Consider the following 19,294-nt stretch of genomic DNA (forward strand, 5'->3'; position numbering starts at 1 on the left):
GACGCGGGCGTCTGTCCGGGCACACAGGTTCTTGCCATCCCACGCTTCGTAGGCTGGGAGCATCCAGTGAGCCGGACTGCAGCCCGACCCCGAGGAGGTGCCCCATGGTCACCGTCCTCGTCGCGTTCGCGGCACTCGCCCTCATCGTGCCGGCACTCACGCCCTGGCTCGGGCGCCGCGTGTTCCTCGTCGCCGCCCTCGCGCCGGCGGCCGCCGCGGTCCTGACGATCGCCCAGACACCCCAGGCCCTCGGCCCCGGGGTCCGGGAGCGGTTCACCTGGGTGCCGCAGCTCGACCTCGCCGTCGGTCTCCGGGTCGACGCCCTCTCGTGGGTGCTCGCGCTCGTCGTGACCGTCGTCGGCACCCTCGTGCTCGTCTACTGCGCGGCGTACTTCGAGGAGCGCGAGGTCGGTCTCGGGCGCTTCGCGGGCGTGCTGACAGCCTTCGCCGGCTCGATGTACGGGCTCGTGGTCGCCGACGACGTCATCGTGCTGTTCGTCCTGTGGGAGGCCACGACCGTCTTCTCGTACCTGCTCATCGGTCACGACGCCGTGAAGCGCGCGAGCCGGGCCGCCGCGATGCAGGCGCTCGTCGTGACCACGGCCGGCGGGCTGGCGATGCTCGCCGGGCTCGTCCTGCTCTCCGTCCGCGCCGGCACGACCTCGCTCAGCGCGATCGTCGAGGACGGTCCCGCGCTCGCGGCGACCGGCGGCGCACTCGTCCCGGTGGCGGTGGCGCTCGTGCTGCTCGGCGCCCTGACGAAGTCCGCGATCGTCCCCTTCCACTTCTGGCTGCCCGCCGCGATGGCCGCGCCGACCCCGGTGAGCGCCTACCTCCACGCCGCCGCGATGGTGAAGGCCGGCATCTACCTCGTCGCGCGACTCGCCCCGGCGTTCGCGCTCGTCGACGGCTGGCGGGAGACCGTCACGGTCCTCGGCGTCCTCGGCATGGTGGTCGGCGGCTACCGCGCGCTCCGGCAGACCGACCTCAAGCTGTTGCTCGCGTACGGAACGGTCGCCCAGCTCGGGTTCCTCGTCCTCGCCGTGGGCTGGGGGGAGCCGGCGATCGCCCTCGGCGGGGTGGCGCTCCTCGCGGCGCACGCGACGTTCAAGTCGACCCTGTTCCTCGTCGTCGGGGCGATCGACCACGCGGCCGGCACGCGTGACCTCACCCGTCTGAGCGGCCTCGGACGCCGGATGCCCTGGCTCCTGGTCGTCACGGTCCTCGCGCTCGCCTCGATGGCCGGGCTCCCCCCGACGATCGGCTTCGTCGCGAAGGAAGCCGTGCTGACCGGCTTCGTCGAGGCGCTGCACGGCGACAGCAGCGCCTGGGCGTGGTTCGCCCTCGTCGGCGTCACCGTCGGCTCGGTGCTCACGATGGCGTACTCGCTGCGCTTCGTCTGGGGCGCGTTCGCCCGCAAGCCCGGTGTCGCCCAGACGACGCCGCACGGCCTGCACGGCCTCGGCGTCGTGCCGTCCGTGCTGGGCATCGCGGGCCTCGTGCTCGGTGTCCTCACCCCGCTCGTGGCGAAGGGCATCGAACCGGCCGCGAGCGCCGCGTCGATCGGCGCCGCGCCGGTCCCGCACCTCGCCCTCTGGCACGGTCTCGAGCCGGCGCTCGGCATCTCCGCGATCACGCTCGTCGGCGGTGTCGCGCTCTTCCTCGTTCGCCGCCCGGTCGAGGCGCTGCAGCACCGTCTCGCCGGCGCTCCGAGCGCCGCCGGCACCTACCGCCAGGTGATGCGCGGACTCGACCGGGCCGCGACCGGGCTGACCGCCGCACTCCAGCGCGGTTCGCTCCCCTACTACCTGACGGTCATCCTCTCGGTGTTCGTCGCCGGGGCGATCCTGAACCTCGTCCTCGGCGGACCGTGGGCGTTCTCGGTCCGGTTCGCGGACTCGTGGGGGCAGGTCCCCGTCGTCGTCGTGATGGGCATCGCCGCGATCGCCGTGCTCACCGCGAAGACCCGCTTCGCCGCCGCGGTCCTCGTCGGGGTCACCGGGTACGGCATGTCGGTCCTCTTCGTGCTCCACGGCGCGATCGACCTCGCACTCACGCAGCTCGTGGTCGAGACGGTGACGCTCATCGCGTTCGTCCTCGTCCTGCGTCGCCTGCCCCCGCGGATCGCGACGGCGAACCCCTCGCGCTTCCGCATCGTGCGCGCGCTCTTCGCCGGGCTGGCCGGACTCACCCTCGCGATCGTGGTCGTCGTCGCCGCGTCCTCCCGCACCGCCGAGCCGCTCTGGCCCGACCTCCCTGCGCTGACGAGCTCGTTCGGGCACGGGCTCAACGTGGTGAACGTCGCCCTCGTCGACCTGCGCGGGTGGGACACGCTCGGCGAACTGACCGTCGTCGTCGCCGCCGCCACGGGCGTCGCGAGCCTCATCTTCGTGAACTCGCGCGAGGACACGCTGCCGCGGCTCCGTGACCTCCCGTCGAGCATCACGAGCGACAAGCACCGCCCCGACGGTGAACCCCGCGCCTGGCTGCCGACGAGCGCCGCGATCCCGACCGGTCGCTCGGCGCTCCTCGACGTGGTCGTCCGACTCCTCTTCCACGGCCTCATCGTGCTGTCGGTGTACCTGCTCTTCGCCGGGCACAACGCCGCGGGCGGTGGATTCGCCGGGGGCCTCGTCGCCGGCATCGCGCTCGCCGCCAGGTACCTCGCCGGTGGCCCGGCCGAACTCGGCGCAGCAGCTCCGGTGCGCGCGGGTCGCCTGCTCGGGCTCGGTGTCGCGACCGCGGCCGTCACGGCGCTCGTGCCGCTGTTCTTCGGCCGGGAAGCCCTGTACTCGGAGTTCGTCGAGGCCACCGTCCCGGTGCTCGGGCACGTGGAGTTCGTCACGGCGACGTTCTTCGACATCGGCGTCTACCTCGTGGTCGTCGGACTCGTGCTCGACGTCCTCCGCAGCCTCGGCGCCGAGGTCGACCGACAGCGCCTCGAGGACTCCCGCGCGCCCATCGCCGACACGACCGAGTCCGACCCCGCCCACAACGCCGCTGCCGCCACCCCGGAAGGGAGTGCCACGTGACCGTCACCCTGGTCCTCGTCATCGCCATGGCGGTGCTGTTCTCGTGCGGCGTGTACCTGCTGCTCGAACGCTCGCTCACGCGGATGCTCCTCGGGTTCCTGCTCCTCGGCAACGCCCTCAACCTGCTCCTGCTCGTGATGTCCGGCGCCGCGGGCAAGCCACCGATCGGCAAGTCCGCCGAGGGCATCACCGACCCGCTCCCGCAGGCGTTCGCCCTCACCGCGATCGTCATCACCTTCGCCGTGAGCGCGTTCCTCCTCGCGCTGATCCACCGCTCCTGGAAGCTCTCGCGCGCGGACGAGGTCGAGGTCGACGAGGCCGACGTCGCCATCGGTCGGGAACGCGACGACGACGCCGACGCGGACCCGGGCGACGAGGACCCCGAGCTCGACACCGACCCAGAGGCCGCCCAGCAGGAGGAGCACACGCGATGACCTGGCTCGTCCCCCTCCTCGTGCTCGTCCCGCTGCTCGGTGCGGCGGCGGCACTCGGTCTCGTCCGCCACCAGAAGACGCAGCGGGCGATCACGGTCGGTGTGCTCGTCGTCGCCGTGGTGGTCGCCGCGACGCTCATGGTGCTCGTCGACCGGCACGGCACGATCGTGGTCCAGGTCGGGGGGTGGCAGGCGCCGTACGGCATCTCGCTCGTCGTCGACCGGTTGAGCGCGCTGCTGCTCACCGTGAGCGCGAGCGTGCTCCTGCTCGTCCTGCTCTTCTCGATCGGGCAGGGGCTCGCCGACGACGACGAGGACGCCCCGGTCACGATCTTCTACCCGACGTACCTCGTGCTCGCGGCCGGTGTGCTCGACTCCTTCATCGCCGGCGACCTCTTCAACCTCTACGTCGCGTTCGAGATGCTGCTCGTGGCCTCGTACGTGCTCATCACCGTCGGCGGCAGCGAGCAGCGGGTCCGCGCCGGCACGACGTACATCGTGACGAGCCTCATCGCGTCCGCGATCTTCCTCGCCGCCATCGGGCTCGTGTACGGGGCGACCGGCACGGTGAACATCGCCCAGATCTCCGAGCGCGTCGCCGACCTGCCCGAGCACGTGCAGCTCCTGCTCCACACGATGCTGCTCATCGGGTTCGGCATCAAGGCCGCCGTGTTCCCGCTGGCGTTCTGGCTGCCCGACTCGTACCCGACCGCCCCGGCACCGGTCACCGCCGTCTTCGCCGGTCTGCTCACCAAGGTCGGCATCTACGCGATCATCCGCCTCGAGACGATCATCTTCCCGAGGCCGCAGCTCAACACGGTGCTGCTCGTGGTGGCGATCCTCACGATGGTGGTCGGGGTGCTCGGCGCGGTGTCGCAGACGGACGTGAAACGGCTGCTGTCCTTCACGCTCATCAGCCACATCGGCTTCATGGTGATGGGCATCGGGCTCGGCTCGGTCGTCGGCACGGCAGCGGCGGTGTTCTACACGGTCCACCACATCGTCGTGCAGACCACGCTGTTCCTGGTCTCGGGACTCATGGAACGCGTCGGCGGGACGACCTCGACACGGTCTCTCGGCGGGCTCCTCAAGGTCGCTCCGCTGCTGGCGGCCCTGTACCTCGTGCCGGCGTTCAACCTCGGCGGCATCCCCCCGTTCTCCGGGTTCATCGGCAAGCTCGGCTTGTTCCGCGCCGCCGCGGAGGACGGCTCCCCCCTCGCGTACGCGACGATCGCCGCCGGGGTCGTCACGAGCCTCCTGACCCTCTACGCGCTCATGCGCGTCTGGGACGCCGCCTTCTGGCGGCCCAAGCCGGCCGCCGAGGCGGCCGCGCCGCACGCGAGCACGGCGGAGCCGCACGCGCACCTGCGGTCGCCGGAACCGGCGCCGCTGACGGTGTCCGAGGACAGCGGTGAGGCGTACCACCCGGGAGGCTCGGTGACCGTCACCGACGCACCGCACGTGAGCACCGCCTCCCGTCCGGCGACCGGCTCCACGGCCACCGCAGGCGAGGCGCCAGGACGCGTCCGCCTCCCCCGCATGCTCGTCGGTGTGACCACCGTCGCGGTCCTCGGGTCGGTCGCCCTGACCGTCGTCGCCGGACCCCTGTACGGCTACGCGACCCGCGCGGCCGAGTCGCTCGAGTCACCGGACCGCTACGTCCAGGCCGTGCTCGGGGGTGACCGGTGAGCGACACCCGACGGATCACGAACGCGCGGCGGATCGCCGTCGCCTGGCGCTACGACGTCCCGCTCGTCGCCGGGCTGACCGTGCTGTGGGCGCTCCTCTGGGGATCGTGGACCCCGCTCACGCTGCTCTGCGGCCTGGTGGTGGCGCTCCTCGTGACCCAGTTGCTGCCCCTGCCGCCGGTCCCGCTGTCGGCGCGGTTCTCCGTCCCGTCGGCGCTCCGGTTCCTCGTGGTGTGGAGCGGGTTCGTCGTCGCGGCGTCGTTCCGGGTCGCCTGGGCGGCGTTCCGACCGCGCGGGGTGCGGCGCAGCTCGATCCTGCTCGTGCAGCTGCACACGACGTCCGAGATGACCTTCACCCTCGCGACCATCGCGATCTCGCTGGTGCCGGGGTCGTACGTCGCCGACGTCGACCTCCGACACCGCAGGATCCTGCTGCACGTGCTCGACACCGAGCGGCTCGAGCAGGTCGATGCCGAACGGCGGACCGCGCTCCGCATCGAGGCGATGGTCATCCGGGCACTCGGTTCCAAGCAGGACGTCTCGGAGCTGTCCGAACCCCTGCCGGAGGTGGTCCGGTGAGCGCCGCGGTGGCCGTCATGGCGGTGTGCATCGCCCTCGTCCTGCTCCTGCTCGGCGTCACGCTGGCGCTCGCGGTCGGACGCATCGTGCGCGGGCCGACGATCCTCGATCGGATGATCGGGTCGGACATGGTGCTGACGACCGTCCTGCTCGTCATCGCCGCGGCCATGGTGCTCCGGCGCGACCTCACCGCCGTCCCCGTGCTCGTGGTCATCGCGGCGACGAGCGTGTTCGCGACGATCGCCGTGGCGCGGGCGGTCACGCCGTCGTCCGACCCGTCCGACGAGGGGTCCGACGTCACCACCCCGGAGCACGCCATCGAGGAGGAGACACCGTGATCGAACTGATCGAGGGCTTCGTCGACGGCGGCGGCGTCCGCGCGTGGATCGCCGTCGGGCTGCTGCTCGTCGGTTCCGTGCTGTCCCTCGGTGCCGCGGTCGGCATCGTCCGGTTCCCCGACCCGCTCGTCCGGCTCCACGCCATGGCGAAGCCGCAGGTCCTCGGGCTGGCGTTCGCGCTCGCGGCGGTCGTCGTGGCGGTGTGGACGTGGACGGCGTTCTGGGTGGTCCTGCCGATCATGGTGTTCCAGCTGTTCCTGGTGCCGGTGTCGACGCACATGATCGCGCGGGCCGGACTCCGGTCGGGCGACTACCGCCACGACGCGCTGCTGCACGACGACACCGAGTAGCCCTGACGGCGCGGGGGCGTCGGGCGTGGCACGGCGGGTGCCGGATGTCGGGCGTCCGAGGACGGTCCCGTCCGTCTCTGAACGACACCGCCGCTGTCGTACGACAACGGACGTGTCGCTCGCTGCACGCGCGCACTGGCCGCGTCCGCAACGGACGACATCGCCGCTGTCGTACGTCGACGGGCCTGTCGTCCGGCAGCGGCAGCGCCGGACCTCACGGCTCCCGACGCCGGACCCCGAGTCGCCCGGTGGCGCTCGGCGGGTCAGGCCGGGCGCCGGGCCCGCGACAGCACGAGGTTCGCCACCGCCGCGACCACCACCACGGCCGCCGCCACAGCGGGCAGCACCATCGCGCCCGCTGCCCCCGACCGTTCGGCGACCTCACCGGTCACCGCCGAGGCCAACGACTGCCCGACGATGACCGCCGAGCCGAGGATCGTCATGGTCGTCGCCGAGCGCCCGACCGGGGAACGGTCCGACCCGAGCGAGTACTGCGTCACGAGCGTCGGCCCGATGCCGATCCCCATCACGCCGAGCACGATCGCCACCGCGGCGACGGAGTCCGCCTGCGCGAACGCGACCGCGCCGGCGAGCAGCACCGCCCCGAACACGAGCCAGCGCCACCCGAGGCCGAACCGCCGCGGGAACGCCGCGGACCCGAGCGCGAGCCCGGCGGACCCGATGCCCATCACGCCGTAGAGGAGCCCCGCGCGGGAGGCTCCGCCGTGCGACTCCATGAACGCCGTCAACGAGGTCAGCGTCGCGCCGAAGAACAGACCGATGCCGAGGATGCCGAGCACCACGACGACGAGACGCGGCCGCAGCAGCTCACGTGCCGGCGCCTGGGCGACCGGACCGGACGCGGCGACGGCGAGCTTCCCGGTCGGGTGGAGCGCGAACGCGGTCACGAACACGAAGGTGAGCGCCGAGGCCCCCGCGACGGCGACCCACGGCGCGATCGCGCTCGCGAGCACCCCGACGAGGAACGGGCCGATGATGAACACGGTCTCGTCGGCCGCGGACTCGTAGGCCATGGTGCCGCTGAGGACCTTCTCGTGCCGGTCCGCCGCCATCCGCTGCCGGATGATCGCGACGAGTCGCGTGCGGGACATCGGGGCGACCTGCGGCGCGGACGCACCGATCAGGAAGGACATCGCGAGGACGGCGAGGTCCGGCGCCGCGCTCGAGACCACGAGCGGCAGCGCCCCGAGCAGGACGCCGTTGACGATGCCGACCGGGACGAGGACGCGTCGCTGGCCGAAGCGGTCGGCCGCCGCCCCGACCATCGGGCCGAAGACCGCCGAGCCGATGCCGACGGACGCGGAGTTGATGCCGCCGAGCGCCACCGAGTCGCGGGCGGCGACGACGAGCGTCAGGACACCGACGACCATCATCGCGAACGGGAGCCGCGCGATGAACGCGATCGGGAAGTACCACCGGCCGGCGTGGCCGATCAGGGAGGTGGGTCGTGCTTGGAGCATGGGGGTGTGCCTTCTCGGCCCGGCCGGACAGGGGGGCGGGCCCATCGGGTGCCGCCGCTGTCCGTCGGGCCCCGTGGGGCGGCCGACGGCCGGTAGATACACACTGCGCGTTCTGCTTGCGCTGTCGAGGCTACCGCCTGTCGGCCGGGAGGCACGGGTCGGCGCCGCCACGGGCCTCCCGGCCGACGGGCGGTAACCCTGCGTCACCGGCGGTCGCGGTGCCCGGCAGGCCACCTATCGTGTCGCGCATGGAACAGCGACGCACCGGACGGACGGGGGCTCCCGTCAGCGCGTTGACGCTCGGCACCCGCGCACTGGCCGGGGTCGCGGCACGCGACCTCGGCGCCGCGGCCGCACTCGTGCACGAGGCGCTCGAGCGCGGGGTCACCGCGGTCGACGTGTCCGACGCCGACGGTGCCGGTCTGGCCGAGGAGGCGGTCGGGGCGGCCCTCGCGGGTCGGCGTGACGACGTCTTCGTGTCCGTGCGGTTCGGGGACCCGGTCGATGCGGACCCGGCGCACCGCGGCAACGGACGCCGGTGGATGTTCCGCGCGGTGGAACGGAGCCTCGACCGACTGGGCGTCGACGTCATCGACCTGTACCAACCGGCTCGACCAGACCCGGCGACCTCCCTCGACGAGACGCTCGACGCCCTGGCGGACCTCGTGGCGCTCGGACGGATCCGGGCGTTCGGCATCCCGGGGTTCCCCGCGGAGGAGCTCGTCGAGGCGCAGTGGCTGCGTTCGGGGGGCAAGAGCGCGACAGCCACCCACGTGCCCTACTCGTTGCTCGCCCGGACCGCGGAACGGACGGTCTTGCCCGTCGCACGGCGGTTCGGGCTCGGGGTGTTCGCGGGCGCACCGCTCGCAGGAGGGTGGCTCGCGGGTGCCTACCGGGAGGGGGGCGGCCAGCCGGTGTCCCCTCGAGCGGCGGCCGACCCGGACGCCTACGCTGTCGAGTCGCCGGGGAACCGCCGCAAGCTCGCGGTCGTCGACCGGTTGGGACGGATCGCCGACGAGGCCGGGTTGACCCTCTTCGAGCTCTCCGTCGGTTTCGTGCTGACCCACCCGGACGTGTCGAGCGTGGTCGTCGGGCCGCGGACGTCGTCTCACCTGGACGCGTTCCTCCAGGCGTCGGAGGTGGCGCTGGACGATGACCTGTTGGACGCGGTCGACCTCGAGGTTCCGCCGGGCACGCACGTGCTCGAGCAGGACACCGGGATCGCGCTGCCGGCGCTGTCCCGGGAGCGACTGCGGGGCCGGACGCTCGTGCGGTGACCCGCCGTCAGCGGTGCTGGGTGAGGGTGCAGAGCGCTTCGTGCGCGACCATCACGGGCACCGCGAGGGCGTGGGGCAGTGCGGCGCCGAGCCACTCGAGCCGGGACAGCACGGTGTCGAGGACGGGGTCGTCGGTCGGCACGGGCCAGTCCGAGGAGACGGGGCGGGCGATGTCCTGCTGCGAGAGAACGGTCATGGTCGTGTCCTTCAGGTTGCCGCCGACCCTGCGTCGACGCTGTGATGTTGAACATATTGCCGGTCTGATGCCATGTCAAGTGCGATGTGAACCGGTGCACGCGTACGATCTCGACCATGGTGGAGATCCCGACGCCGAAGCCGACCGACCTGCTCTCGATCGGGGAGGTCGTCCGCCGGACGGGTGTCGCGGCCTCGGCCCTGCACTTCTACGAGCGCAAGGGCCTGATCCACCCCGAGCGCACGACCGGCGGCACACGGCTCTACCCGCGACACGTCGAACGCCGGATCGCGATCATCCAGGTCGCGAAGCGGCTCGGGATCCCGCTCAGCGAAGTCGCCGAACAGTTCGCAGCGTTGCCGAGCGACCGGATGCCGTCGCTCCGGGACTGGGCGCGGCTGAACGAGCGGTGGCGCGCCCGGTTGCGCGCTCGTCAGCTCGAACTCGAGCGGCTGCAGGACGAGATGACGCAGTGCATCGGCTGCGGGTGCGTCTCGCTGAACGCCTGCCTGGTGATGAACCCGGGCGACGCGATGGGCGCGGACGGCGCGGGTGCCCGGCGCCTGCTGCCGATCGAGGACTGACGCACGCGGGGTTCGGTGGGGATGCGGGTGCGAGTGTGGGGTCACGAAACGCGCGCGTTCCGACGTCCCGCGCGTCGATCGACGCGTGCAACGTCGAAACGCGCGCGTTTCGTCGCCCGGCCCGGCCCGGCCCGGCCGGGGGGGGCCAGACCGTCGCGCTCAGGCCCGAAGCGGACCGCGCAGGAACGGGATGCGCGGCATGAGCCAGTCGACCCAGACGACCCGGACGCCCGGCGCCACCGCGAGCGACCACAGGATCGAGGCCGCTGCGTCCGTCGGGTAGTGCACGGCGTCGATCGACACCGCGAAGAACACCACGACGATCGCCACGACACCGGCGACGAGCACGACCCGGTGCCAGCGGTTCTCGCGCAGCAGCCAGATGAGGGCGATCACGAACGCCGTGATGTACACCGTGTGCCCGCTCGGGTAGCCCGGGTCCGGCTGCACCGGGAACGGGTGCGGCAGCACGGCGACGTCGGGCCGCGCGCGGTGCACGATCTCCTTCACGACGGCCGAGGGGATCCACGTGATCGCGATGGTCCCGCCGAACGCGAGCGCCGGCCGGAGGTCGCGCGTCCGCCACCAGACCACGCCGACGACGACGAACGTGATCGCGATCGCCGGGGCAGGGCTGATGACGTGGTAAACAGCGTCGGTGAACGCGCCGATCGCCCCGGTGTGCAGTGCGTTGAGCGCCTTCGACAGCCCGAGGTCGACCGTCCCGAGCGTGAACCCGACCCCTGTGATCACCAGCACCGCGACGGCGGCCAGCAGCACCGACGCGAGCGGGTACCGGGCGGGCTCGAGGATGCCGACGACGTCGCGATCGGCGGACGAGCGGCGGAGCTGCGAGGCGTCGGCGGTCATCCGACCATCGTCCCAGGTCGGCGACGCCCGCGGCCCCGATTCCCGTGACGATCCATCAGAGACCGTTCAGCGACCGGGACCCCGGCGGCCGGCTCAGTGTTCCGCGCCACCCTCCTCGACCAGGTCGGGCCCGCCGCGGAGCGCCTCGCGGACGACGACCTCGAGTGCACGGACGACGTCGTCGAGCGGCAGGGTCGGTACCGTGCCGTCACCGAAACCCGGGGTGGCCGGCACGTGCACGAAGCCGGCACGCAGTCCCGAACGGCCGGCGAGGGACATGACCTCGTAGAACGCCTGGTTGCACGTGAAGGTCCCCGCCGTGTTCGACACGGCCGCGGGGATGCCGAGGGCGCGGACCTCGGCGACGATCCGCTTGATCGGGAGGGTCGTGAAGTACGCCGGCTGCCCGTTCGGGTCGATCGGCTCGTCGACGGGCTGCGCTCCGGCGTTGTCGGGGATCCGGGCGTCCTGCACGTTGATCGCGACCCGCTCCGGCGTGACCGCGATCCGCCCCTCGGCGAGGCCCGTCGCGATGACAACCGTGGGCCGGTGTTCGAGGATCGCCGCCGCGAGGCGCTGCCGCACCTCGGCGAACACCACCGGGAGCTGTTCGGTCACGAGCCGAGCCGGGCCGTCCCAGTGTTCGGCGAGCGCCGACACCGCGTCCCAGGACGAGTTCGTCGCAGCGCCGCCGAACGGCTCGAAGGCGGTGAGCAGGACGGTCGTTCCGGTCGTGTCGGCCACGCCACCAGCCTAGGCACCGAGGTGCGTGCGTGTGCGGGAGACCAGGGTGCCGGGCCGTCGTCATGGTGGCCCCATGAAGACAGCCCTCCTGGTTGCCGTCCGTCTCGCACTCGCCGCCGCGTCGGTCGCCGGGGTCGTGACGCAGGTCGTGCTGAGCATCCGCGCCGACTTCAGCCTGGTCAGCGTCTTCAGTTACTTCACGATCCTCAGCAACCTCTACGCCAGCACGGTCTTCGTGGTCGGTGCGGTCCGCCTGCTGCGCGGTGTGCCGTCGTCTCGCGTGTGGGAGGTCGTGCGCGGAGCGTCGGTCGTGTACCTCGCCTTCGTGGGGCTCGTGTTCAACACGCTGCTGGTCGGTGCGGACCTCGGTGAGCTCGTGCGGTGGGTGAACGTGGTGCACCACATGGTGATCCCCGCAGCGGTGGTGCTCGACTGGTTCGTGGACCGCCCGCGGCACCGCCAGCCCGTCTCGATGATCTGGGCGGCCGCGATCGTCCCCGCTGTGTACACCGCGTACTCGCTCGTCCGTGGTGCCCTCGTCGGCTTCTACCCGTACCCGTTCTTCAACCCGGCACGGGTCGGTGGTCACGGCGGGGTCGCGCTCTGGTGTGCAGCCCTGCTCGTCGGGTTCCTCGTGCTCGCCGTGCTCGTCCGGGCGTCGGGGAACGCGATGGTGCGCCGTCGCGCGGCACGTGCGGACGCACCTCGAGCGGCCTGACGAGAACGCGCGCCTCCGCACGGCCCGTACGGGCCGACATCGGACGGGAGGCGCGGTGCGGGCCCGCCCCGCGCCTCCGTTCCGGCGCTCACCCATCCCGTATCCACAGGACCCGGCAGATCCGGCGCGGTCATGGAACGCTTGTCCGATGCTCATCGCGTACGTCGACGAATCGTACGATCGCGATGCCTACTTCATCGGTGCCGCCATCGCCACGTTCGACGAGTGGGAGACGCTCTCGTCTCGGCTCAGCGCCGTTCGGCACCGCACCGCCCGCGAGCACGGGACCGCCCACGACATCGAGTTCCACGGGCACGAACTCATGGGCGGCACCGGCCCGTGGGCGGCGCTCCGGGGTCGCCACCGAGAAGCTGCCGGAATCTCCTTCGCAGCACTGTCAGCAGCGCGCGAGAGCGGTGTGCGGTACATCTTCCGCGGACTCGACGTCGCCCGCCTGAAAGCGAGGTTCCGCTACCCGAAGCCACCCCATGCGATCGTGTTCGCGCACCTCCTCGAGCAGATCAACCACTACGTCGGGATGCACGACCCTGACGAGCAGGCCATCATCGTCGCGGACGAGATCACGACCCAGGCTGAGCACCAACGAGCCTTCACCGGCTACCAGGCGTTCGGCACCTCGGGCGAGCATCCGTCTCGTCTGACGCACCTCTCGGCGCCGATCAACTTCGCGACGTCGAGGCTCAGCGACGGACTGCAGGTGGTCGACCTCGCGCTGTACGTGCACTACCGGCGCGAGCGCGTGCGCTCTCGCCACGAAGCGGCCCGCCGGACGCTCCGACGGCAGTGGGACCTCGTGGAGCCCGTGGTCGTTCACCGGCAGACGTGGGTCCCCTGACCCCGTCCCTGGAAAGAACGAAGGCCCCGCGTACGGGGCCTTCGGCTGGCGACGTCCCGGGAACCGGCCCGTCGTGCTCAACACGATACCGCAACGCGCGAACCAGCAGTTCCCGAGGCACGGATCCGTCTGTGTAGTGTTACCCCTGACCGGTGATGTACGAGCGGGGCGGGCATGGGGACGTTCGAGCGGTCCGACGACGAAGACGTGGCCTGCGGGCACGTCCACGACCGCCGCGAGTGGCACCGCCGCGGCATGCTCCACCCTGCCGACATCGAGGCACTCGTGCACCGACGACTCGCGGAGAACCTGCCCCACGACCCCGTCTACGCCGACTTCTTCGGCCCGGTCAGTCGTCCACGGGAGCCGGACCGGGAGCGATGACGGGCGCGAGCCCCACCGTGACGGTCAGTCCGCGACGTCGAACACCACGACGCGCTCGCTGCCCGCTCGGATGTGCGCGGACACGGGCTGGTGTTCGGGGTGTGGCAGGTACCCGTCGAGCGCCGCCCGGTCGCGGAACCGCACGACGAGCATCCAGTCGAAACCACCCTCCTGGCCCTCGGTGCTGACACTCGGGCCCGAGCGCACCGACTCCACGCCGTCGATGCGCGGCAGGTGCTCCCGAGCGAGGGCGTCTGCCTGCGCGGCCAGTCCCTCGGTCCCGTTCCACGCCACCAGTACCACGTGTGTCACGCCTGCCATCGCTGCTCCCGTCGTCACGACCCATGCTGCCCGTGCCCGGCTGGGACACCTCCACGCCTGTGACCGTGCCCATCCGCGCGACCCACCGTCGGCCGGGCACGACAACGACGACGAGAGGGAACACCATGGCGAGTGGAGTGGTGGCGGTCTGGGTACCGGTCGGCGACATGCAGCGAGCGGTCGCGTTCTACCGGGACACGCTCGGCCTGACGGTCGCGAGCGAGTCGGACGACTGGAGCGAGATCGACGCGAACGGGCTGCGGCTCGGGTTGAACGCCCGGGAGTCGGCGACCCCGTCGGAGGGTGGCGGCGCAGTCGTCACGTTCCAGCCGGACGGGAGCCTCGAGGACGAGGTCGTCGACCTCCGGTCGAAGGGGTCCGAGTTCACGGGCGACATCAGTGAGCACCCGTGGGGACGGATCGTCCCGTTCACGGACAGCGAGGGCAACGACCTGCAGCTGTACGCGCCCCCGCAGGGCTGACGGCCGCCGGTCGGGAACGCGGCCGGGAGACGGACGGGAGGCGCGGTGCCAGCTGGCACCGTCCTCCCTCGCAGGCTCGGTCGGCGCGCCCCGCGCAACGCTTCGCGTCGCCGCCGAGCGGGGCGCGCCAGTCTGCTTCCTGGGCAGGTCTAGAAGGCGGGCGTCCCGCCCGCGATCGTGACGGTCGAGCCCGACTGGTAGCTCGACTCCGGGCTGACGAGGTGCACGTAGGCGGCACCGAGCTCGGCGGGCTGCCCGGGACGGCCGAACGGTGACGACTCGCCGAAGTGCGCCACGGTCTGGGCGTCGTCCGACCCCGGCTGCAGCGGCGTCCAGACCGGACCGGGGGCGACGGAGTTCACCCGGATGCCCTTCGGTGCGAGCTGCTGGGCGACGGCCTCGGTGAAGAGCTTGACCGCACCCTTGGACACCGCGTAGTCGATCTTGTCCGGCGACGGCGTGCTCGCCTGGATCGACCCGGTGGTGACGATCGTCGAGCCGGGCTCGAGGTGCGGCACCGCGGCCTTGGTCAGCCAGAACAGCGAGTAGATGTTCGTCTTGAACGTGGAGTCGAAGTGCTCGGTGCTGAGCGTCAGGATGTCGTCGTTGCTGTCCATCCGACCGGCGACCATGACGAGGGTGTCGAGGCCACCGAACTCGTCGACGGCCTTCTGCACGAGGTCCTGGCAGTACTGCTCGTCGGAGATGTCGCCGGGGAAGAGGACTGCGCGGCGCCCCTCGCCCTCGAGGAGGTCACGGACCTGTTCGGCGTCCTCCTGCTCGTCGGGGAGGTACGAGAGCACGAGGTCGGCGCCCTCGCGGGAGAGTGCGATCGCGGCGGCGCGGCCGATGCCCGAGTCGGCGCCGGTGACGATGCCGCGGTAGCCGGTCAGCCGCTCCTTGCCGACGTAGCTCTGCTCGCCGTGGTCCGGCTCGGGGTCCATCTTCCACGCGGCACCGGGCAGCGACTGCTCCTGCTCCGGGTACGGCGGTGCGGGGTAGAGGGTGTTCGGGTCGCGCTTGTCGTACTGGCTCATGCGCCCACGATGCCCGCGCCCCGCTCGGTACCGGTCCAGCGTGCGGGCGGCTGCGCGCATCGGACGCCGGCGCGCGCCGGCGGCCGGCGGGCGCGCGCCCGGCTGCGCGCCGGCGCGGATGGTCGTCGCACAACCGAAGTCCGTCGGAACCGTGGAGATCCACGGTTCGCACTGTCTTCGGTTGTGCGGCGGCGGCGCACGACGGTGCGGTCGCCGGGCGCGCCCGGCGGTCGTGCAGTCGGCGGCGGCGCCTCCGCGTCAGACGACGGGCGCGCCCCCGAGCACGAGGTCCCGCGCCTGCGCCGCCGCGCCGAGCGCCACGGCGTCGGACCCCAGCGTCGACTGCGCGAGCCGGATCGGGGCGCCGCTGACGGGCGGTTCGGCGGCGATGGCGGCGGTCACGGCCGGTTCGAGGAGGTCCCACGAGCGGGCGATCCCCCCGCCGATCACGACGGTCGTCACGTCGAGGATCCCCGCTGTGAGCAGGGCAGCACGCGCGAGACCCCACCCGGCCCGCTCGAACACGGCGGCGGCGTCGAGGTCTCCCGCACGGGCGGCCTCGGCGACCTCGCGGGCGGAGACCCGGCGTCCGGAGCGTTCGGCGTAGCGGTCGGCGATGCCGCGGGCTCCGGCGAGCGTCTCGAGGTGCCCGACCTGTCCGCACGTACACAGCGCGTCCCCGAAGCCGGGCACGTGTCCGATCTCGCCCGCGGCACCGCGCGGCCCGGCGAAGAGTGTCCCGCCGAGCACGAGCGCACCGCCGACCCCGGTGCCGAGCGTCATGCCGAGCACGTCGGGCTCCCCCGCGACGGCGCCGGTCGCGACCTCGCCGAGGAGAAACGCGTTCACGTCGTTGTCGAGGGTCGCGGGGACGCCGAGGGCCTCGGACACGGCCGTGGTCACGCCGTACCCGGCCCAACCGGTGAACGAGTTGCCGGTCACGAGGACCGTGCCGGTCCCCGCGTCCACGACACCGGCTGCGCCGACCCCGACACCCGCCAGGGAGGCCCGGTGCCGGTCGAGCAGGTCCGTCACCGCGCGCACGCCGGTCGCGACGATGGCCGCCCCGCCGGCGTGCGCCGGTGTCGGCAGGTCGACGCGGTCGAGCACCTCGAGGTCCGGCGTGGTGAGCAGCACCTTCGTGTTCGTCCCACCGACGTCGATGCCGGCGATGACCTCGGCGCTCATGCGGTCACCGTACCGAGTCCGGCGAGCCGTTCGGCGCGGCGGCGACGTTGGACGACGGGGTCGGGCACCGGGACGGCCGCGAGGAGCCGCCGGGTGTAGTCGGTCTCCGGGTGGACGAGGGTGGCACCGGTCGCGCCCTGCTCCTCGACGACGCCCTGACGCATCACGACGACGCGCTCGGCGAACTGCTGCACGACGGCGAGGTCGTGCGACACGAACAGGCAGGCGAACCCGAGGTCGCCCTGGAGTTCCCGGAGCACGTCGAGCACGGTCTCCTGCACGCTCACGTCGAGCGCGCTCGTGGGTTCGTCGGCCACGAGGAGCCGCGGCGACAGCACGAGCGCCCGCGCGAGCGAGACCCGCTGACGCTGCCCGCCGGAGAGCTCCCGCGGCGCCCGGGACGCGAGGGCCCGGGGCAGTCGGACGGCGTCGAGGACCTCGTCGATGCGGCGCCGCTTGTCGGCCGAGGACGTGCCACGACGGTGCACGGCGAGCGGCTCCGCGATGCACTCGGCGACGGACATGCGGGCGTCGAGCGAGGCCACGGGGTCCTGCAGCACGACGCCGATGCCGGAGCGGAGCGTCCGGCGATCACGTCCGCGAGCCCGGGCGAGGACGGTCCCGAAGAGGTGCACACTGCCCGAGGTCGGCTTCTGCAGGCCGAGCGCGACGCGTGCGGCCGTGGACTTGCCCGAGCCGGACTCGCCGACGAGTCCGACGGTCTCTCCGGCGTGGACGGCGATGTCGATCCCACGGAGGGCGTGCACCGCACGCGCCCCGCGCCCGAACGTCACCGAGACGTCCCGGAGGTCGACCACCGGGGGTGTGTCGTGCCTCCCGGCCGTCACGGCCGCGTCGGACGCCGACGGCCGATCGCCCGTCGCGACCGCGAGCCGCGGCACCGCGGCGAGCAGCCGCTTCGTGTAGTCGTGCTGCGGACGGAGCAGGACCTCCTCGACGCCGCCGGTCTCGACGACCTCGCCCTGCAGCATGACCGCGACCCGGTCCGCGAAGTCCGCGACGACGCCCATGTTGTGCGTCACGAGGAGCACGCCCGTGCCGGTGTCGGCGGCGAGTCCGCGGAGCAGCTCGAGGATCTCCGCCTGCACCGTCACGTCGAGCGCGGTCGTCGGCTCGTCGGCGATGAGGAGCTTCGGCGCGTTCGCGATCGCCATCGCGATGACGACGCGCTGCCGCTGTCCGCCGGACAGCTCGAACGGGTACGCCCTCGCACGGGAGGCCGGCGACGGGATGCCGACCCGGTCGAGGAGCTCCACCGCACGGGCCGACGCGGCCGCGGCGGACACGTCCTCGTGGTTCCGGATCACCTCGGCGATCTGCGCGCCGACTCGGGTGAGCGGGTCGAGCGCGGTCGCGGGCTCCTGGAAGACCATCGAGACGGTCGACCCGCGGAGCGGACGGAGTGCGGACTCCGGGGCGCCGACGACCTCGTGCCCGTCGACGACGGCGCTGCCGGTCGCGGTGGCGTTGCCGGAGAGGAGTCCCATCGCGGCGAGCGCCACGGTGGACTTGCCGGAGCCGGACTCCCCGACGAGCGCGAGCGTCTCCCCCGGTTCCACGTGCAGGGTGACACCGCGGACGGCGTCGACGGTCCCGGACTCGGTCGAGAAGGTGACCCCGAGGTCGGTGGTGGTCAGGACGGACATCAGCGGCCCCTCACGTCGAAGGCGTCCCGGAGCCCGTCGCCCACGGCGTTGAACGCGCAGACGACGAGGATCACGGCGAGTCCCGGTGGCACGATGAGCCACCAGCGTCCGGAGTAGGCGGAAGTCAGGCCGGCGGAGAGCATGCCGCCCCAGTCGGTGGCGGGGGCCTGGACGCCGAGTCCGAGGTAGGAGACGTACGCCACGAGGAGGATCGCGTCGGCGACCTGGAACGTGGCCGCGACCACGATCGTGGACACCGAGTTCGGCAGCAGGTGGCGACCGATCGCCCGGGCGTGGGAGCCACCGATGGCGCGCAGGGTGAGGACGTAGTCGCGGTTCTTGAGCGTGAGGGTCTCGGCGCGGATGAGTCGGGAGGGCACGAGCCACGACACGAGCCCGAGGATCACGACGAGCCCCCAGACCCCGGGGGTCGTGATGGCCGAGATGACGAGCAGGATGAACAGCGCGGGGATCGCGATGCCGGCGTCGACGACGCGCATCATCACAGCGTCGACCCACCCCCCGACGTACCCGGCGACCGAGCCCCACAGCGTGCCGACCACGGTGGCGAGGATGCCCGCCGCGATGCCGACCATGAGCGACACCTTGCCGCCGAACATCAGGCGGCCGAGGACGTCGTGGCCGACGGCGTCGGTGCCGAGCAGGTGCGCGGCGCTCGGGGCGAGGTTCACCTGGTCGAGCTGCGTGTGGGTCTGGTCGGTCGGGTACAGGAACGGGCCGACGAAGCAGAACAGGACGACCACCACGATGACGACGAGGCCGATCACCGCGAGGGTGTTGTGGCGGAAGCGTCGGACCGCGAGCTTCCAGCCGGTCGCGGCGACGGTGACCGGTGCGCCGGGGGCCTCCGGTGCCAGTTGGACGGCGCTCATGCGCGGACTCCCATCACGTCGTCGGTGGGCGCAGTGTCGATGAGGGACGCGACGGCGCTCATGCGCGGACCCCCATCACGTCGTCGGTGGGCGCAGTGTCGATGAGGGACGTGACGACGCTCATGCGCGGACTCCCATCACGTCGTCGGTGGGCGCAGTGTCGATGAGGGACGTGA

The 19,294-nt window shown here is 72.3% G+C and carries 21 protein-coding genes; 12 read left to right on the forward strand and 9 right to left on the reverse strand.

The features are described from left to right. Positions 1 to 104 precede the first annotated feature (104 nt). Genes QPJ90_RS03585 through mnhG form a run of 6 tightly spaced genes read left to right on the forward strand, consistent with a single transcriptional unit; the run spans position 105 to position 6,420 of the window. A complete protein-coding gene (locus tag QPJ90_RS03585; protein ID WP_290133103.1) occupies positions 105 to 3,032 on the forward strand; it encodes a Na+/H+ antiporter subunit A in 2,928 nt (975 codons plus the stop codon). Continuing rightward, on the forward strand, positions 3,029 to 3,466 hold the full coding sequence (locus QPJ90_RS03590; RefSeq protein ID WP_354670486.1) for a Na(+)/H(+) antiporter subunit C: 438 nt from the start codon (positions 3,029 to 3,031) through the stop codon (positions 3,464 to 3,466). Before QPJ90_RS03585 ends, QPJ90_RS03590 begins: the two co-directional genes overlap by 4 nt. After that, positions 3,463 to 5,154 carry a Na+/H+ antiporter subunit D gene (locus tag QPJ90_RS03595; protein WP_290133104.1) on the forward strand — a complete coding sequence of 564 codons (1,692 nt, stop codon included), beginning with the start codon at positions 3,463 to 3,465 and terminating at the stop codon, positions 5,152 to 5,154. The genes QPJ90_RS03590 and QPJ90_RS03595 overlap by 4 nt, the downstream gene beginning before the upstream one ends. Beyond that, positions 5,151 to 5,732, forward strand: a complete 582-nt coding sequence (locus tag QPJ90_RS03600; RefSeq protein WP_290133105.1) for a Na+/H+ antiporter subunit E — start codon at positions 5,151 to 5,153, stop codon at positions 5,730 to 5,732. Before QPJ90_RS03595 ends, QPJ90_RS03600 begins: the two co-directional genes overlap by 4 nt. Next, positions 5,729 to 6,070 carry a sodium:proton antiporter gene (locus tag QPJ90_RS03605; RefSeq protein ID WP_290133106.1) on the forward strand — a complete coding sequence of 114 codons (342 nt, stop codon included), beginning with the start codon at positions 5,729 to 5,731 and terminating at the stop codon, positions 6,068 to 6,070. The genes QPJ90_RS03600 and QPJ90_RS03605 overlap by 4 nt, the downstream gene beginning before the upstream one ends. After that, complete coding sequence (gene mnhG / locus QPJ90_RS03610; protein ID WP_290133107.1) at positions 6,067 to 6,420, forward strand: monovalent cation/H(+) antiporter subunit G; 354 nt, start codon at positions 6,067 to 6,069, stop codon at positions 6,418 to 6,420. Before QPJ90_RS03605 ends, mnhG begins: the two co-directional genes overlap by 4 nt. A gap of 263 nt (positions 6,421 to 6,683) precedes the next feature. Here mnhG and QPJ90_RS03615 read toward each other — a convergent pair whose 3' ends face one another. Then, a complete protein-coding gene (locus tag QPJ90_RS03615) occupies positions 6,684 to 7,901 on the reverse strand; it encodes an MFS transporter (RefSeq protein WP_290133108.1) in 1,218 nt (405 codons plus the stop codon). A 248-nt stretch (positions 7,902 to 8,149) separates the two neighbouring features. Here QPJ90_RS03615 and QPJ90_RS03620 point away from each other — a divergent pair, with 248 nt between their 5' ends. Further along, positions 8,150 to 9,178 (forward strand): aldo/keto reductase, encoded by a 1,029-nt coding sequence (locus QPJ90_RS03620; RefSeq protein ID WP_290133109.1) that lies wholly within the window; start codon positions 8,150 to 8,152, stop codon positions 9,176 to 9,178. 7 nt (positions 9,179 to 9,185) lie between these two features. Here QPJ90_RS03620 and QPJ90_RS03625 read toward each other — a convergent pair whose 3' ends face one another. Next, on the reverse strand, positions 9,186 to 9,374 hold the full coding sequence (locus QPJ90_RS03625; RefSeq protein ID WP_290133110.1) for a hypothetical protein: 189 nt from the start codon (positions 9,372 to 9,374) through the stop codon (positions 9,186 to 9,188). A 116-nt stretch (positions 9,375 to 9,490) separates the two neighbouring features. Between QPJ90_RS03625 and soxR the strand changes: the two genes are divergently transcribed. Further along, complete coding sequence (soxR, locus tag QPJ90_RS03630) at positions 9,491 to 9,958, forward strand: redox-sensitive transcriptional activator SoxR (RefSeq protein WP_290133111.1); 468 nt, start codon at positions 9,491 to 9,493, stop codon at positions 9,956 to 9,958. Positions 9,959 to 10,117: 159 nt separating this feature from the next. Here soxR and QPJ90_RS03635 read toward each other — a convergent pair whose 3' ends face one another. Next, the gene (locus QPJ90_RS03635; RefSeq protein ID WP_290133112.1) at positions 10,118 to 10,828 is read right to left on the reverse strand and encodes a phosphatase PAP2 family protein; all 711 of its coding nucleotides are present in this window, start codon (positions 10,826 to 10,828) and stop codon (positions 10,118 to 10,120) included. A gap of 93 nt (positions 10,829 to 10,921) precedes the next feature. Continuing rightward, the gene (gene pcp / locus QPJ90_RS03640) at positions 10,922 to 11,572 is read right to left on the reverse strand and encodes a pyroglutamyl-peptidase I (RefSeq protein ID WP_290133113.1); all 651 of its coding nucleotides are present in this window, start codon (positions 11,570 to 11,572) and stop codon (positions 10,922 to 10,924) included. A gap of 73 nt (positions 11,573 to 11,645) precedes the next feature. Here pcp and QPJ90_RS03645 point away from each other — a divergent pair, with 73 nt between their 5' ends. From QPJ90_RS03645 to QPJ90_RS03655, 3 genes are all read left to right on the forward strand, one after another. Then, positions 11,646 to 12,290: a Pr6Pr family membrane protein gene (locus QPJ90_RS03645; RefSeq protein ID WP_290133114.1), complete on the forward strand. Its 645-nt coding sequence runs from the start codon at positions 11,646 to 11,648 to the stop codon at positions 12,288 to 12,290. Positions 12,291 to 12,438: 148 nt separating this feature from the next. Continuing rightward, positions 12,439 to 13,146 carry a DUF3800 domain-containing protein gene (locus tag QPJ90_RS03650; protein WP_290133115.1) on the forward strand — a complete coding sequence of 236 codons (708 nt, stop codon included), beginning with the start codon at positions 12,439 to 12,441 and terminating at the stop codon, positions 13,144 to 13,146. A gap of 174 nt (positions 13,147 to 13,320) precedes the next feature. Further along, the gene (locus QPJ90_RS03655; protein ID WP_290133116.1) at positions 13,321 to 13,530 is read left to right on the forward strand and encodes a hypothetical protein; all 210 of its coding nucleotides are present in this window, start codon (positions 13,321 to 13,323) and stop codon (positions 13,528 to 13,530) included. Between the two features lie 24 nt (positions 13,531 to 13,554). Here the strand turns inward: QPJ90_RS03655 and QPJ90_RS03660 are convergent, their stop codons facing one another. After that, positions 13,555 to 13,851 carry a Dabb family protein gene (locus QPJ90_RS03660; protein WP_290133117.1) on the reverse strand — a complete coding sequence of 99 codons (297 nt, stop codon included), beginning with the start codon at positions 13,849 to 13,851 and terminating at the stop codon, positions 13,555 to 13,557. A 125-nt stretch (positions 13,852 to 13,976) separates the two neighbouring features. Here QPJ90_RS03660 and QPJ90_RS03665 point away from each other — a divergent pair, with 125 nt between their 5' ends. Next, a complete protein-coding gene (locus QPJ90_RS03665; RefSeq protein ID WP_290133118.1) occupies positions 13,977 to 14,333 on the forward strand; it encodes a VOC family protein in 357 nt (118 codons plus the stop codon). Positions 14,334 to 14,482: 149 nt separating this feature from the next. Here QPJ90_RS03665 and QPJ90_RS03670 read toward each other — a convergent pair whose 3' ends face one another. The 4 genes from QPJ90_RS03670 to QPJ90_RS03685 form a co-directional block, all read right to left on the reverse strand. Beyond that, a complete protein-coding gene (locus QPJ90_RS03670) occupies positions 14,483 to 15,370 on the reverse strand; it encodes an SDR family oxidoreductase (protein ID WP_290133119.1) in 888 nt (295 codons plus the stop codon). Between the two features lie 258 nt (positions 15,371 to 15,628). Then, positions 15,629 to 16,558, reverse strand: coding sequence for an ROK family protein (locus QPJ90_RS03675; protein WP_290133120.1), 930 nt, complete (start codon positions 16,556 to 16,558; stop codon positions 15,629 to 15,631). Beyond that, on the reverse strand, positions 16,555 to 18,225 hold the full coding sequence (locus QPJ90_RS03680) for an ABC transporter ATP-binding protein (RefSeq protein WP_290133121.1): 1,671 nt from the start codon (positions 18,223 to 18,225) through the stop codon (positions 16,555 to 16,557). The genes QPJ90_RS03675 and QPJ90_RS03680 overlap by 4 nt, the downstream gene beginning before the upstream one ends. Continuing rightward, positions 18,225 to 19,118: an ABC transporter permease gene (locus QPJ90_RS03685; RefSeq protein ID WP_290133122.1), complete on the reverse strand. Its 894-nt coding sequence runs from the start codon at positions 19,116 to 19,118 to the stop codon at positions 18,225 to 18,227. The genes QPJ90_RS03680 and QPJ90_RS03685 overlap by 1 nt, the downstream gene beginning before the upstream one ends. Positions 19,119 to 19,294 lie beyond the last annotated feature (176 nt).

The organism is Curtobacterium sp. 458 (assembly GCF_030406605.1).
Taxonomy (GTDB): domain Bacteria; phylum Actinomycetota; class Actinomycetes; order Actinomycetales; family Microbacteriaceae; genus Curtobacterium.